This is a genomic window from Frigoribacterium sp. CFBP 8751 (assembly GCF_014841545.1).
Taxonomy (GTDB): Bacteria; Actinomycetota; Actinomycetes; order Actinomycetales; family Microbacteriaceae; genus Frigoribacterium.
Genome location: NZ_JACYUB010000001.1, coordinates 35,723 through 49,472 on the forward strand (window position 1 = coordinate 35,723; position 13,750 = coordinate 49,472).

The following is a 13,750-nucleotide window of genomic DNA, read 5'->3' on the forward strand; positions in this document are numbered from 1 at the left end:
GCCCTGCCGGCGCGCGCCTCCTGCGCGGCCGAGCCGCGCCTCCTGCTGTGCCGAGCCGCGCCTCCTGCCGGTCCGCGCCTCCTGCGCTGCCTGGCCGCGCCTCCTGCTGTGCCGAGCCGCGCCTCCTGCTGTGCCGAGCCGCGCCTCCTGCCGGTCCGAACCCGACCGCTCGCACGCCCCCGGACGTGCAAATCGCGACAACTGCCGTCCGACACGCCGCCACATCGTGGCGTCGTACCCGGAGAACCGGCGAGTTGTCGCGATTTGCTCACCCCGGAGAGGCGAGGCGAGCCCGGACTCAGGCCTGGACGTCGCCGCGCCAGGCGCCGTCGACGTTGCCCTCGCGCTCGATGAACTCCTTGAAGTTCTTGAGGTCCTTCTTGATGGCGTGGTTGTCGGCGCCGAGAGTGTTGCCGACCTTCTCGAGGAAGCCCTCGGGGGTCCAGTCGATCTGCACCGTGAGGCGCGTCACGTCGTCGCTCAGCTTGTGGAACGTGATGACGCCGGCGTGGTCGACCTCGCCGCCCGTGCTGTTCCAGGCGACGCGCTCGTCGGGGTGCTGCTCGGTGATCTCGGCCTCGAAGGTCTTCTCGACCGGTCCGACCTTGACCTTCCACACCGTGAGGGTGGGGGTGGTCTGGGTGATGGACTCGACCTCGTCGAGGAACTTCGGGAACGACTCGAACTGGGTCCACTGGTTGTAGGCGACGCTGACGGGGACGTTGACGTCGATGGTCTCGATGGCCTGTGCCATGGTGCACTCCTTGCTGACGGTGTTCAGAATTGTCGGGCGGCACCGTGTCGGCGTCGTGCCCTGCCGTGAACGGTAGGAGGCGCGGGTCGGCTTCGCCCACGTGCGGAGGCAACGGTCAGGTGCCGGGTGACACGGCCGACCTGGGCACCGCACAGTACTCGTGCGCCCGCGGCCGAGTACGTGCGCGCCCGCGACCGACGGCGGAGCGGTCGGGCGCCGGCGGAGCGGTCGAGCGCCGGCGGAGCGGTCGAGCGCCGGCGTCGCCGGAACGGGACCACCCCGCCACGACGGATCGTGACGGGGTGGTGGGGCCGACGGCGTGGCCGGGGTCGACGGCCAGACCGCCTGAGGGTCAGCTCGCCGTGTCGTGGGCGGGTGAGGCGTCGATCGCGTCGACGGTCTCGTGCGCCTGGCCCGAGACGACCTCGATCTTGCGCGGCTTCGCCCTCTCGCTGACCGGGATGACCAGCGACAGCACGCCGTTGTCGTAGTGGGCCGTGATGCGGCTCGAGTCGATGCCCTCGCCCACGCTGAACTGGCGGAGGTACGAGCCGTGCGGCCGCTCCTGCGCGAGCCACTTGACGCCGTCACGGGTGTCGGGCGTGCGGTTGGCCCGGATGGTCAGCAGCTGACCGTCGACATCGACGTCGACCGACCCCGGGTCGATGCCCGGCATGTCGGCGTTGAGCACGTAGCGGTCGCCGTCGCGGTAGAGGTCGACCGGCATGACCCTGGGCCCCTGCCGCAGGCCCGTGAGAGCGCCGGTGAGACGGTCGAGCTCGGTGAAAGGATCGAAAGACATGGCCATGATGAAGAGTCCCCTTTCGGTTGATCGGTGTGACCCGGGACCCCGTGGCCCCGGCTCGTTGACGACACGAATGTACCTCTGATCAGCGTTTCGTACCTCAAACCAAGCTTGAACGCTGCCGAGAGATCACTGAGGACGCTGTGCCTGCCGTCGGGCGGCCAGCTCGGCGCCGATCTCTTCGATGCGGGCCAGGTTGCCCAGCAACCGGAGGAAGTCGGCTGCGGCTGCCTCGACGTCGTCGTAGGTGCGGATGCTCTGCTCCTCGACGAGGCCTCGCTCGTCGAGGAAGTAGGTGCTCCACACCTCGTCCCGTCGAGCGAGGACGAGCGCGAAGGGCTTCCCCGTCGTCGCGTCCCCGATTACGGCGTTCAGGTGGCCGAGTCCACCGGCGTCGACCTGGGTTCGGAGGGCGGCCAGGGTGCGCGCGACCATCGTCATGACGGTTCTCCTGCTCGTCGGCGTCGGTCACGGAGTTCGTCCTGGATCTCGAGCTTGCGATGCTGGGACCTCAGACGGTCGAGGAAGTCGGCCACGGCCGAGACCTCGTCGGGGAACGTGTGCAGGCTCCGTTCATCCACGGCAGCTAGTTCGTCGACGTAGAAAGTGCTCCACACGCCGTCACGTCGCGCCACGGCGAGACAGTCCGGGCGCCTGAGGTAATCGTCACCGAGAGCGACACGAATGCGGTTCACGTCCTCCGCCTCCATCTGCGCAGGCAACGACGCGAGGCTCATCGCCGCCCCCTCAACGCGCTCGAGGTCGCGCTCCCGTTGCAGGTCGCGGAGGAGCTTCTTCAGCCGGAGCAGGACGAGGAAGTCCTCCAGGGCCTCGGACTCGCTCGGGTAGGTGCGCATGCTCTCGTCGACGACCGCAGCACGCTCGTCGGTGGAAAAGGTCACCCAGGCATCGTCGCGTCGGGTGACGACGAGGCAGTCCGTCCTGTTCGCGTGGTCACCGACGAGGACGTGCGCCAGGTCATCGAGTCCCTCTGCCGCCATGACGACGCGCACCGATTCGATCGTCGCCATGTCAGGCCTTCCCCGGTCGGTCGTCTCGTGACGCCTGCCACGTCTCGTGGGCGAGCCTGTTCTTCTCCCTGATGCGCGACATGAGTGCGTCCTCGTCGGCCCTCAGCCTCATGAGACGCAGGAAGTCGTCCAGAGCGTCGGAGAGTTCCTCGTACGTGCGAACGCTGGTCTCCTCGACACCGGCACGTTCATTGGTCGAGAAGGACGTCCAGACGCCGTCCCGTCGGGTCAGGACCAGGGCGTCCGCCGAGCCGGCGTGATCATCACCGATCACGTAGGCGAACCTGTCGAGCCCCTCGGCCTCGATCGTGGCGACCGTTTCTTGGAGCGTCGTCATGAGTTGCTCCTCCCCGTGTAGTCGCCGTCGATGACGTGGTCGTAACGAAGGAGGGCTTCATCCCTGAGGACGGCCAGGGTCTCGTCAAGCGTCGGCACGACACCCTCGCGGTCGGCAATCAGTCATCGGGGTCCAAGCCTGCATCGAGGAGGGCCCGCAGTTCCTCCAACCGGGCGAGGTTCTGTAACTGGAACATGAACTCTGTGACGGCAGAGCGCTCATCCGGATGCTCGACGAGTGTCAGCTCTTCGACGAGACCACGTTCGTCGCGCAAGAACGTCACCCACACCCCGTCGATCTGCCCGATCACCTGCGCGCCCGGGAGGTGTAACGACGTGTCACCGATCAGAAAATTCAGATGACCGAAACCGGCCGCTTCCACTTCTGCTCGGAGTCCGTTCACATCAGTCGCGCTCATGTTGCCTTTCCGATTTCCTCGATGAGACCAATGTCCATCAAGTCTTGGACGCTCATGGGTAGGAGAATCTGCTCTCCGCCGCCTGGCAAGCCGAACGCACGAGCAATAGGCCCCTGCCGAGCATGCATCCGATCCCAGGTCATCTTGTGCTTGATCATCGATCGATCGAAGATTTCTTTGCGGAGGGCAGAACTACGGTCGTACGCGCCTCTGATGTCCCCGAGGTCCCCCGTCGTTCGGTAGACGTGTTCGAGTCCCTCGTCCCGCACCCAAGGTGTGGCCCGCTGCTCATGCGTGTAGGGCACCCCGTCATGAGGAACGGGTGAAACGAAGACACCATCCGGTGACCCCGCTCGATCCAGGAGAGTGCCCGCCGGAAGGTGTGGGTTCTCGTCGATGATGGACGCGCCGCTATCGTTCAGCGCGAAGCCCTTGTAGGGAATGTCCTCCCAGTCGACGAGACCGTCCTCGCCGAGGAAGCTGGCATCAGCGGGAATCCGCTGGTCTTCCGGCCACTTGCCTTCGTCCCGGAACACCGCACCCGCCTTGGGGTCCTTCACGTCCAGGTAGTCGGCCAACTGGTTACGGGTCATCGAGCTAGCGTCGATGATCGGGGTGAGGTCCCTCGTCCCCGTGACGTCGGTGATCGGACCCGTCGGGGCGTCCTTGACCGGGGCTGGCTGAGCAGGGCCGTCGCCGTGGCCGCCGCCCGAGCCACCCGTTCCGGCATCGCCGTCGGCGTGACCGGGCTGGTCGGCCGCGGGGGCGTCGTCGGCGTGACCCGCGCCTCCTGCGTCCTCGCGGACCGGCGGGGCCGACGCGTCCTCGCGGACGGGAGGGGCGGACGCGTCGTCACCACGGACCGGCCCGGGCGTCGTGTCGGGGCCGTCGACGCGGGTGGGCGGCGGCGCGAGGCCGTCGGCGCGGACGCCGACGACGTCGTCGAGCCGGGCGACCTGCTCGTCGAAGCGCGAGGGCGCGGCGTCCGGCCCACGACCGGCCGAGCCGTGCCCTCCGGTCAACAGACGCGTGGTCTCCGACATGGCGTTCAGGGCGTGACCCGCGTGCGTCAGGCCGATCCGCGACAGGGATCCCTCGGGGGCACGGAGCGCAGCTCGTTCCGCAGCGCCGCCGAGCCGTGCGAGGCCCGTCGCCGCCTTCGTCCCGCCGACGGCTGCGCCTCCGACCGGGACGAAGAACGAGGCCACGCCGAGGGTGGCGTAGGTGCCGGCCGCGACCGGGTCCTCGTCGTACATCTCGGGCGTGCCCACGATGCCCTGCGTGACGCCCTCGATCGTGGTGCGGTACCAGTCGACGGCCGGCTGGGCGGCCGCCGGCACCGTGCCGGGAGGTGCGTACGCCAGCGCGATCGTCGCCGGACTCGTGATCGCGATGGCCCCGAGCCCCTGGAGCAGGCCGCCCCAGGCCTTGAGGCCGAACTCCTTGGTGACGCCCGTGCCGCCCTGGATGTCCCAACCCACCAGGGCACCGGCGCCGTAGGCCGCCTCGGCGATGAACATGCCGAGCCCCGTGCCCATCGATTCGGAACAGGTCTTGTGCGGGTCGCCCGGCGCGCCGTAAGGCAGGTCCTTCATCGAGTCGAGCTGCTCGGCCGTGATCGCGACCTGCTCGGGGAAGCACATCGGGTCGGTGCGCAACGCGTTGATGCCGTTCTCGCATTCGGCTCGGGCCGCGTCGATCTTGGCGACCTCGGCGTTCACCTCGCCGAGCAACTCGTCGTTGCGGTTGCGCGAGGGGATGTGGTCGTACCACTCGACCGTGGTCTCGTCGGGCCCGCTCGAGATGTACGAGTTGTAGCTCTCGGTGCTGTAGGTGACGCCGCCGGACACCTCGGCGGTGAAGGCCTCGGCCTCGGTGACGAGCTCCCTGAGCCGGGCGACGGGCGCGGCGACGGCCGTGGCGAGGTCGTCGAGCAACGTCGCGACCTGGCCGAACGTGTCGCCGAGGGTCTGCGTGCTCGTGCCGACCGGGTCCATGGCGACGAACAACTGCTCGGCCTCGGGCGCCGCGTAGACGCCCGACAGCCCGGACCAGGAGGTGACGACGCCCGCACCCTTCTCGGCGATGGAGGTCGCCGTGCTGCGGAAGGTGGCGGCGGACGTCGAGATCGCCGCCGGGTCGATGGTGACGCCGGGGATCGCACCGGGGACGATCAGCGAGGGGCTCATCGGGGCACCCCCGGGGTCGAGACGGGCGGGATGCCGGCGGCGCTCTGCTCGCTCGCCAGCGCGGGTGCCTCGGCGGCCGCCGTCACGGCGGCGGATTGAGCGTTCGCCGCCATCTCCTCGTCGCCCGCGACGTAGGCGATGGTCGCCTCGGCGGCACCGGTGCCGCACGACTCGATGCGGTTCACGACCGACGTGAGGGTCGTCGCCTCGGACTCGATCAGCCCCAGCACCGCGTTGGCCACGCCCACGAGGAGGTCGCCGACACCGCCGCTCAGCTCTTCGTGACCGGTCTCCAGGCCTCCGGCCGCGGTGCCGAGGTCACCGGCCGAGACCTGGACGTCGGCCAGGACCGACTGCACCCCGCTGGGCGAGATCGACCACGAACTCAAGAGCGTGCCCCTTCGTCGGTCGTCGCGGGCGCAGCCGTCACGGGCGCAGCCGTCGCGGGCCTCGGCCCACCCGGAACCGCCTCGACCACGACGCGCCCCCCGGTGTTGCGGACGAGCGCCTGGACCACCGCGTCCGACACCGGGTCGGTCCCCGGCGCATACGCCTCGGTCAGCCAGCTGCCCGCCTCGACGTCGACCCCGAGCAGGACGGAGGCGTCGGCCGGGTCCTCGACGTAGGTGCTGCGCACGATCGCCAGCACGAGCCCGTCGTCGGTCGCGATCTGCAGCCCGCCGCCGTTCCAGAGCTTGCCCAGACCGAGGTAGGGGTCGATCTCGGCGGCCGCACGGGCACCGTCGACGGCGGTCACGGGCTCGGGCGTCACCACGGTGTACTCACGAGGCACGGCGCACCCCCGGCGGGGTCATCGCAGCGAGGATGTCGTCGGCACCGACGACCTCGACCGCGTCGGCGAAACGGTGCCAGCGGGCAGCGGCGGCGGCACCGTCGACAGCACCGGCACCAGCACCGACCTCGGCGTCACCGGCCGGCCCCTCGTGGAACGACACGAGCACCGACGGCGTCCGCGACGACCCGAGCACCCGTCCACCCACCCGGCGGACGAGACCCTCGACGTCCAGCTGCATGCCCCGGACGCTCCGCGCCCCGACGACGGCGGCGAGCGGCTGCGGCGCCACCCGGTCGTGGGCGGACACCGTCCCGTCGGCCCGACCGGACATTGACCACGCCGTGGCGAGCAGGACCTGCTGTCGACCGGCCACGTCGGCGAGCGCGTCCGCGACGACGCCCGGTGCGACGGCTCCGGTCACGACGATCCGGGTCTCCTCGATCACCCCGTCGTCGCTGCGCGCGATGCGCACCCAGCCCCGGTACCTCGGCCCGGAGGCGTCACCGCCGGCCACGTGGAACCGCGTCTCGGAGGGCATGCGGCTGCGCGCGGCGGCCGTGAAGAAGTCCCGGTCCCAGACCGTGGTGGCCGGCTCGGTCGTCCCCCACAGGGTGCGCGTTCCAGGCGCGAGCGCCTCGACGAGTCGTTCGAGCGTCCCGCCGAGTCGGGCCTCGGCCCGCGCCCGGTGGTGGGTGACGACGGCGAGCTGCGTCCACGGGACGGCGTCGGGGTCGACGGTGCGTCCCTCGTCGAGCCGGACCGACGACGGCGCCTCGTCCTGCGGCAGCGGGTAGCCGTCCTCGGTCACCCCGAGGCCGTGGGCCGGTGAGCGCACCGGCTCGAGCGTGACCGCCCGACGCAGCGAACCGTCGGAGGCGCGGGTCAGCCAGACCCCGCCGAGCACGTCGAGCAGGTGGAACAGCGAGTACGTGAGCCGCGATGCGGGATCGGTGACGAGGGCGACGCGGGTGCCCGGCCCGGCACAGTCGACGAACAGGGCCGAGAGGCCGCTGGACACCCCGACGACGGGCTTGCTCGACCGCGACTCGACCCAGCCGGGCCCGTGCGTGTCGAGCATCGGGTGCAGCAACGAGACGGTCGTCGTGGCATCGTCGGTCATGGCTTCCCCCCGGTAGCGTCGACGTCGATCGTACGCGGGCGGCGCTCCCGGCCGCCGTCGGCCGAACGCCCCACGGGCGCGTACCCCGATGACCAACGCGCATCTCACCTAGGGCGATTCCCCGGCCACCCCCAGAGTGACTTCGTCGAGCCTTCGCACACCCTGCGGGCGCTGAACATTGGTTTGTGCGCGAACGCGGAATCACCAAGGAGATCTCCTCGTACGGAGTCCCGTCGTCATCGCACGGCTCTCGAGCGCCGCAATGTGTGGACGGACCTGGCCCCCTTCGTCCATCGCGTCGGGGCCAGCGCGTCGTCAGAGGATCTTGCTTGCGATGAGGCGTCCGAGGTAGGTGACGTCGAACGACCCCCGGAATTCGAATCGGACCTTGCCCAGACCGCTGAACCACAACTCGAGTTCGGCGTCGAGGTCCAGAGTTCCTGCTGTCTCGACAGAGAAGGCCTGCACCTTCGAGTAAGGAAGAGAGCTGAAGTCCCGCTTCTTGCCCGTGATGCCCTGGACATTGACCGCGATGATGCGTTTGTCCGTGAAGACGACGAAATCTCGGACTGTCTTGGCCGCGACGAGCAAGACCTCGCCCTCGAGCAGCAGCCCCGCGATCTGCGGCTGGATCTCGGCGGGATCGATGTGGCTCAATTTGAAAACTGAGCTTGAGGAAAAGTCAATCATGCGGCGACCCTACCGAAGTAGGTGCTGAAGGCACAGTTGGAGCGAGTGACGGGAATCGAACCCGCGCTATCAGCTTGGGAAGCTGAAGTTCTACCATTGAACTACACTCGCGCGGCGCCTCAGAGGCGCGTCAGACCACTATAGCGGCCCGCGCCTCCCGTGCTCCCTGTGCCCTGCCGAGCGTGCGGCCCCCCCGGCAGGAGGCGCGCTCAGGCCCCGGTCGCGACCGAGACGATGCGCAGGTCGACCGATGCCGGCGGAACGGGCTCCCCGCTCACCCGGTCGAGCAGCGCCTGGGCGACCGCACGGGCCACGAGCGGGCCGGAGCCGCTCTCGTCGACCGCGATGTCGAGGGTGATGCGGGTCTCGAGGTCGGCCACGGCGATTCCGACGAGGGGCACGGGTCGGCCGGGGGCGGCGGCCTCGGCGGAGGCCGGGTCGGCGCGCTCGGCCTCGGGGATCTCGGAGGCGGGGACGCCGGGAGCGGTCGACGTGGCTCCGGCGATCGAGGCGTCGCTCTGGACGGTCGAACCCACGACCCCTCCGCCACCGACGACGGCGCTCAACCCCTGCAGGGCCGAGCGGACGACGCTGCCGAATCCGGGCCGGGCCCGGACGTGCACGACGCCGTCGACCGACGCCGCGATCTCGCCGAGCTCGGCGGCGAGCAGGGACAGGTCGGCCGGGCTGATCGGGGCCCGCAGGCCGTCCTCGTCGCTCATGCCGCGCCTCCTTCGCTCTGCAGGTGGACGTCGTCGACGACGACGTCCACGCTCTCGAGGGTCAGTTCGGTCTGACGGGACAGGCTCGACGACACGGCCGACTTGACCGCCTCGGCGAGCGCGGGCAGGGGTTCGCCGAACAGGCCGCTGACGACGACCTCGACCCGGACGAGCGCCCCGGGCACGCTGACGTCGCCGTGGATCGTGCACGAGATGACCATGGCGCCGTCGACCCCGTCGCCGGCCTCGCGGATGAGTGCCCGCACCGCGCCCTCGGTGATGTGCAGGGTGGAACGCTCGTCGATCGAGGCGAGTGGGATCTGCCGTCCGGCCCGCGACTCGAGGCGCACGCGGTCCATCACGCCCGAGATCCAGCTCGGGTCCGGTGCGGGACTCGCCTCGGCGTCGGACTCGAGCAGTCGGGCCCCCATCGCCCGCAGGCGTTCGAGGGCGGCGAGCTGGGCCCGGGCCTCGGGCGACTCCTCGATCTCGGGGTCGTAGGGCTGCCGACCGGCGTCGAGGTAGTCGACGAGTCGCTCGGGCGAGACCCCGTCGTCGGCAGCGTCGACGACCTCGTCGGGCGCCGGGTCGGCATCGACAGGCGCACCCGGGTCGATGGCCCCGCCCCGGTCGACGGATTCACCCGGGTCGACGGCCTCGCCGAGGTCGACGGGCACGTCGGGCGGGGTCGGGTCTTCGTGGGCGTGGTCGGTGCCGTGAGGACGGTCACTCATCGCCAGGCCTCCATCTCGCGGGTCAGGGTCTCTCGGGCCCGGGCCAGTTGCCCCCGGACCGCGGTCACGGTGGTGCCGGTCCGTTCGGCGATCTCGGTGTACGACTCACCACCGACCTCGCGCAGCGCCCACACCTGCCGTTGGCTGGCCGGGAGCCGCGCGAGCGCCGCACGCAGCGCCTCCATGGCGTCGTTCGACGACGCCCGGCGTTCCGGATCGGTCGTGGGCGTCGCCGCCGGCAGCTCGAGGTCGTCGACGTCGTCGGTGAGGCGGCGCGACCGGATCAGGTCGAAGGCCTTGCGCGACACGATGCGCATCATCCAGCCCTTGACCGCGGCGGGCGTCTGCAGGGTCGGCAGTTCGCGCCAGATCGTGATGGACGCCTCCTGCACCGCGTCGGTCGCGTCGGCTCGTGAGCCGGTCAGTCGGGTGGCGTACGCCGTCATCAGCCCCAGATGGCGTCGGAGCAGCACCTCGAAGGCCCGCTCGTCGCCCTCGGCGGCGCGCGAGGCGAGCACGGCGTCGGTGGCCTCGGTCAGGTCCGCCGCCATGTCCGCCTCCTCTGCTGCTGCGTTCGCCCGGGCCCTCGGGACGAGGAGGCGCGGGTCACGACCCGTGGATGAGTACCGACGCGTTCCGTGACGTTCGGGCCCCGCAACGCGTCTCATCCCTGGATACACCGGAACCACCTGAACCGGTACCGGTTCTCCGGCGCGTCGGTGTCCGCCCTCGGCACCCCCCATCGGGTAGGACCGAAGGGTGGCATCGACACGGCCCGCATCGAACACCTCGAACGACGAGAAGGAGTCACCCATGGCACCCGCCGACAAGGCCCCCCGCAGCACGGTCCCGGGCAGGACCGTCCCGAGCAGCACGGTCCCGGGCAGCACCGTCCCGAGCACGACCACCACGCCGGGCCGGACGGTCGTGGCCGACGGCGTCGTCGCCAAGGTCGCCGGCATCGCCGCCCGCGAGGTGCCCGGCGTCTTCGCCCTCGGTGGCGGCACCGCTCGCGCGTTCGGCGCCCTGCGAGACGTCATCGGCACGACCGACCTCGGTCAGGGCGTGCGCGTCGAGGTGGGCGAGACCCAGGTCGCCGCCGACGTCACGATCGTCGTCGAGTACCCGGCTCCGATGCACACGGTCGCCGAGCAGGTGCGCGCGGCCGTGGCCCGGACGATCGAGCAGCTCGTGGGCATGGAAGTCGCCGAGGTGAACGTCGCGATCGACGACGTCCACATCCCCGGTGACGACGCCGACGCCGACTCCACCCGCGAGAGCCGCGTCTCGTGACCGCCACCACCACGGGCATGGCCGTCGGCGCCGTGCTCGCCGTCTCGGCCCTGGCCTTCGGCTTCTGGGGTCTCGTCCTCGTCGCGGTCTTCATCGCGGTCGGGGCGCTCGTCGGACGCGTGATCTCGGGCAAGACCGACGTCAAGGGCCTGCTCGACGCCCTGCGCGGACGGCGTTCGTCGTCATGACCGCCGCCACCACCGCCTCCTCCGCCGTCGAGCGCACGCCGGCCGTCTCCGACGACGTCCGCCGCACGGACCCCGTCGTCGCCGGGCACGTCAGCATCCCCGGCAAGGTGTTGCAGAAGGTGGCCACGGCCGTCGTCGCCGAGACCCTGCGCGTCCGTCGGGCCGACGTCCGCGTCGAGGCGGCGGACGATGCCGGGCGCCTCGCCCTGCGCGTCTCGACGCCGGTGCGGGTGCCCATGCTCTCCGAGGCCATGACGATGCCCGAGGGCGGGGTCGTCGCCGTCGTGCGGGACCTGCAGTCCACCCTGACCCGCCGGGTCGCCGACCTCGCGGGGCGGACCGTGTCCCGCGTCGACGTGACGGTGAGCGGCAGCCGTCTCGAGCGGACGGGGCACACCTCGTGAGCGGGATCGACCCCGGCCTGTACCGCCGCGTCCTACGGCGCGAGCTGCACTCCTCCCGCTCGGGCAGCACCATCGTCGTGCTCGTGCTGCTGACACTCGCCGTCGGGTACGTCGGCGTCGAGGCCGTCTACGCCGCGCTCGGGCGACCGGCTCTGCTCTTCTCCCCGGTCGACGTCCTCGCGATGCTGACCTCGTCCGTCGACGGCGGCGGCACCTCGGGCCTCGTGCTCGGCGCGGGTGTCGTCGCGGCGATCGTGGGTCTCGTCCTGATCGGCCTCGCCGTGACGGCCGGCCGTCGCGGACGCCACACCATCGACGACGACCGCGTGGCGGTCGTGGTCGACGACCGCGTCATCGCGTCGTCCCTCGCCCGGACCGCCCGGACGTCGGGTCGTCTGTCCGAGCAGCAGGTCTCGGCCTGGGTCTCGAGGCGCCGGGCGCAGATCGACCTCACGCCCTCCTCGGGCCTCGCGGTCGACGACGGCGCGGTCGAAGCCGCTTCCCGTGCCGAGCTCGAGTCCGTCGCCTACCGCCCGGCCCTGTCGGCCCGGGTCCGCACCACCGATCAGGGACGGCTCGGCGCATGACCTCCAGCAACCGGTTCGCGAACCGCCTCTTCCTGTTCGTCGTCGGGCTCGTCACCCTGGCCGTCGGCGTGTTCCTCGCGATCGTCGCCCTGCCCGGCGGCGGCGTGCTGCGCGACCTGCTGTCGCCCGCGTCGTCGGCCGTCGACGACGCCGTGGCGACGACGCCGATCGACCCGACCGGCGGGACGGGCGGCAGCTGGCTGCCGCTGGCCCTCGCCCTGCTCTGCCTGCTGCTGGTGATCGTCTTCGTCGTCGCGATCTTCACCCACGGGCACGGTCGCACCGACAGCGTGGTCGTCCACGACGACCCGGCCGGCTCGATCGCCGTGTCGAGCTCGTTCGCCGACACCGCGATCACCGACGCACTTCGCGACCGACGCGACGTGGCCGCGGTCGGCGTCTCGGCGTGGACGGTCACGGGCCGACCGGCCCTCAAGGTGCGCGTGCGCCTGACGGCGGGGTCGTCCCCGGCCCCCGTGGTCGCCGCGGCGTCCGACGTCGCCCGCGGGCTCGACCGCGTGCTGGGCGAGACCGTCCCCGTGCTCGTCGAGATCACCGGGGCCTCGGTGGTGCGCAAGGGAGCCGACAGCCGCGTGTCCTGACGACCCGCGCCTCCTCGGTCAGGCGACCCGCGCCTCCTCGGTCGGGCCGGGCGTCAGCGGACGGCGAGCAGGATCTTGCCGCTGTGACCGCCGGACTCCATGCGCTTGTGGGCCGTGGCGACGAACTCGAGCGGGTAGACGCTGTCGAGCACCGGCCGCACGGAGCCGGCCTCGACCAGCGGCCAGACGTGCTCGCGCACCTCGGCCATGATCGCGCGGCGTTCGTCGAGCGGGCGGGCGCGCAGCGTGGTCGCCCAGACCCGTCCGCGCTTCGCCATCAGGCGCGACAGGTCGATCGTGGCCGACGCACCGCCCTGCACCGCGATCACCATGACGCGGCCGTTCACGGCGAGCGCCTCGACGTCGCGGGCGATGTAGTCGCCGCCGACCAGGTCGAGCACGACGTCGACGCCGCGGCCCTCGGTGAGCTCGTCGACGACCGCGACGAAGTCCTCGGTCTTGTAGTCGATGCCGCGGGTGGCGCCGAGCTGTTCGCAGAACGACGTCTTGTCGGCCGACCCGGCGGTGGCGTAGACGGTCGAGCCGAGCGCCACGGCCATCTGGATGGCGATCGAGCCGACGCCGCTGGCGCCGCCGTGCACGAGCAGGGTCTCACCCGGCTTCAGCCCGGCGCTCATGAACACGTTCGACCAGACGGTGGCGACGGCCTCGGGCAGGCCGGCCGCCTCGACGAGGTCGACGCCTCGGGGCAGGGGCAGCACGAGCCCCTCGTCGACCTGCACGCGGTCGGCGTAGCCACCGCCCGGCAGCAGGGCGACGACGTAGTCGCCGACGGCCACCGCCGTGACGTGCTCGCCGATCGAGACGACGGTGCCGCTGACCTCGAGACCGGGCCAGGACGGCGCCCCGGCGGGCGACGGGTAGTGCCCCTCACGCTGGTTGACGTCGGCGCGGTTGACGCCCGCGGCGGCGACGTCGATCACGACCTCGCGGGGGCCGGGCACCGGTTCGGCCACCTCGGAGACGACGAGGGCGGAGGGCCCTCCGGGCACGGGGACGGTGATGGCACGCATGCGTCCATCCTCCCCCCGCTGCCCGGCACGCGCTGACTAGTCTTGT

At 71.2% G+C, this 13,750-nt stretch carries 20 protein-coding genes and 1 tRNA gene; 5 read left to right on the forward strand and 16 right to left on the reverse strand.

Annotation, left to right across the window (positions count from 1 at the left end):
• Positions 1–298: 298 nt before the first annotated feature.
• The 15 genes from IFT88_RS00175 to IFT88_RS00245 form a co-directional block, all read right to left on the reverse strand.
• On the reverse strand, positions 299–754 hold the full coding sequence (locus IFT88_RS00175) for an SRPBCC family protein (RefSeq protein WP_056044418.1): 456 nt from the start codon (positions 752–754) through the stop codon (positions 299–301).
• A gap of 352 nt (positions 755–1,106) precedes the next feature.
• Positions 1,107–1,562 (reverse strand): Hsp20/alpha crystallin family protein, encoded by a 456-nt coding sequence (locus tag IFT88_RS00180; protein ID WP_192118213.1) that lies wholly within the window; start codon positions 1,560–1,562, stop codon positions 1,107–1,109.
• Between the two features lie 126 nt (positions 1,563–1,688).
• Positions 1,689–2,000, reverse strand: coding sequence for a hypothetical protein (locus IFT88_RS00185; RefSeq protein ID WP_192118215.1), 312 nt, complete (start codon positions 1,998–2,000; stop codon positions 1,689–1,691).
• Entirely contained in the window at positions 1,997–2,590 is a 594-nt protein-coding gene (locus tag IFT88_RS00190) for a hypothetical protein (RefSeq protein WP_192118217.1), read from the reverse strand. The genes IFT88_RS00185 and IFT88_RS00190 overlap by 4 nt, the downstream gene beginning before the upstream one ends.
• Before the next feature lies 1 nt (position 2,591).
• Positions 2,592–2,927, reverse strand: coding sequence for a hypothetical protein (locus IFT88_RS00195; protein WP_159828175.1), 336 nt, complete (start codon positions 2,925–2,927; stop codon positions 2,592–2,594).
• 118 nt (positions 2,928–3,045) lie between these two features.
• Positions 3,046–3,345, reverse strand: a complete 300-nt coding sequence (locus IFT88_RS00200) for a hypothetical protein (protein WP_159828178.1) — start codon at positions 3,343–3,345, stop codon at positions 3,046–3,048.
• Positions 3,342–5,534 carry a TNT domain-containing protein gene (locus IFT88_RS00205; RefSeq protein ID WP_192118225.1) on the reverse strand — a complete coding sequence of 731 codons (2,193 nt, stop codon included), beginning with the start codon at positions 5,532–5,534 and terminating at the stop codon, positions 3,342–3,344. Before IFT88_RS00205 ends, IFT88_RS00200 begins: the two co-directional genes overlap by 4 nt.
• Positions 5,531–5,923 (reverse strand): DUF6507 family protein, encoded by a 393-nt coding sequence (locus tag IFT88_RS00210; RefSeq protein WP_192118227.1) that lies wholly within the window; start codon positions 5,921–5,923, stop codon positions 5,531–5,533. The genes IFT88_RS00205 and IFT88_RS00210 overlap by 4 nt, the downstream gene beginning before the upstream one ends.
• On the reverse strand, positions 5,920–6,327 hold the full coding sequence (locus IFT88_RS00215) for a hypothetical protein (RefSeq protein WP_192118229.1): 408 nt from the start codon (positions 6,325–6,327) through the stop codon (positions 5,920–5,922). The genes IFT88_RS00210 and IFT88_RS00215 overlap by 4 nt, the downstream gene beginning before the upstream one ends.
• Positions 6,317–7,450 (reverse strand): DUF6177 family protein, encoded by a 1,134-nt coding sequence (locus IFT88_RS00220; RefSeq protein WP_192118231.1) that lies wholly within the window; start codon positions 7,448–7,450, stop codon positions 6,317–6,319. Before IFT88_RS00220 ends, IFT88_RS00215 begins: the two co-directional genes overlap by 11 nt.
• Positions 7,451–7,765: 315 nt before the next feature.
• Positions 7,766–8,140 carry a PH domain-containing protein gene (locus IFT88_RS00225; RefSeq protein ID WP_192118233.1) on the reverse strand — a complete coding sequence of 125 codons (375 nt, stop codon included), beginning with the start codon at positions 8,138–8,140 and terminating at the stop codon, positions 7,766–7,768.
• A gap of 37 nt (positions 8,141–8,177) precedes the next feature.
• Positions 8,178–8,251 (reverse strand) — tRNA-Gly (locus tag IFT88_RS00230).
• 98 nt (positions 8,252–8,349) lie between these two features.
• Positions 8,350–8,862: a hypothetical protein gene (locus IFT88_RS00235; RefSeq protein ID WP_192118235.1), complete on the reverse strand. Its 513-nt coding sequence runs from the start codon at positions 8,860–8,862 to the stop codon at positions 8,350–8,352.
• Entirely contained in the window at positions 8,859–9,596 is a 738-nt protein-coding gene (locus IFT88_RS00240) for an Asp23/Gls24 family envelope stress response protein (RefSeq protein WP_192118237.1), read from the reverse strand. Before IFT88_RS00240 ends, IFT88_RS00235 begins: the two co-directional genes overlap by 4 nt.
• Positions 9,593–10,147 (reverse strand): RNA polymerase sigma factor, encoded by a 555-nt coding sequence (locus tag IFT88_RS00245; RefSeq protein WP_056044391.1) that lies wholly within the window; start codon positions 10,145–10,147, stop codon positions 9,593–9,595. The genes IFT88_RS00240 and IFT88_RS00245 overlap by 4 nt, the downstream gene beginning before the upstream one ends.
• 262 nt (positions 10,148–10,409) lie before the next feature.
• Here IFT88_RS00245 and IFT88_RS00250 point away from each other — a divergent pair, with 262 nt between their 5' ends.
• The 5 genes from IFT88_RS00250 to IFT88_RS00270 are packed head-to-tail and all read left to right on the forward strand — an operon-like array spanning position 10,410 to position 12,670.
• Positions 10,410–10,889: an Asp23/Gls24 family envelope stress response protein gene (locus IFT88_RS00250; protein ID WP_192118239.1), complete on the forward strand. Its 480-nt coding sequence runs from the start codon at positions 10,410–10,412 to the stop codon at positions 10,887–10,889.
• The gene (locus IFT88_RS00255) at positions 10,886–11,077 is read left to right on the forward strand and encodes a DUF2273 domain-containing protein (protein ID WP_043593866.1); all 192 of its coding nucleotides are present in this window, start codon (positions 10,886–10,888) and stop codon (positions 11,075–11,077) included. The genes IFT88_RS00250 and IFT88_RS00255 overlap by 4 nt, the downstream gene beginning before the upstream one ends.
• Positions 11,074–11,481 (forward strand): hypothetical protein, encoded by a 408-nt coding sequence (locus IFT88_RS00260; RefSeq protein ID WP_043593864.1) that lies wholly within the window; start codon positions 11,074–11,076, stop codon positions 11,479–11,481. The genes IFT88_RS00255 and IFT88_RS00260 overlap by 4 nt, the downstream gene beginning before the upstream one ends.
• A complete protein-coding gene (locus tag IFT88_RS00265) occupies positions 11,478–12,068 on the forward strand; it encodes a hypothetical protein (protein ID WP_192118242.1) in 591 nt (196 codons plus the stop codon). The genes IFT88_RS00260 and IFT88_RS00265 overlap by 4 nt, the downstream gene beginning before the upstream one ends.
• Positions 12,065–12,670 (forward strand): hypothetical protein, encoded by a 606-nt coding sequence (locus IFT88_RS00270; RefSeq protein WP_192118244.1) that lies wholly within the window; start codon positions 12,065–12,067, stop codon positions 12,668–12,670. The genes IFT88_RS00265 and IFT88_RS00270 overlap by 4 nt, the downstream gene beginning before the upstream one ends.
• 53 nt (positions 12,671–12,723) lie before the next feature.
• On the opposite strand, the gene IFT88_RS00275 is transcribed toward IFT88_RS00270, so the two are convergent.
• Positions 12,724–13,704 carry an NAD(P)H-quinone oxidoreductase gene (locus tag IFT88_RS00275; protein WP_192118246.1) on the reverse strand — a complete coding sequence of 327 codons (981 nt, stop codon included), beginning with the start codon at positions 13,702–13,704 and terminating at the stop codon, positions 12,724–12,726.
• Between the last annotated feature and the right edge of the window lie 46 nt (positions 13,705–13,750).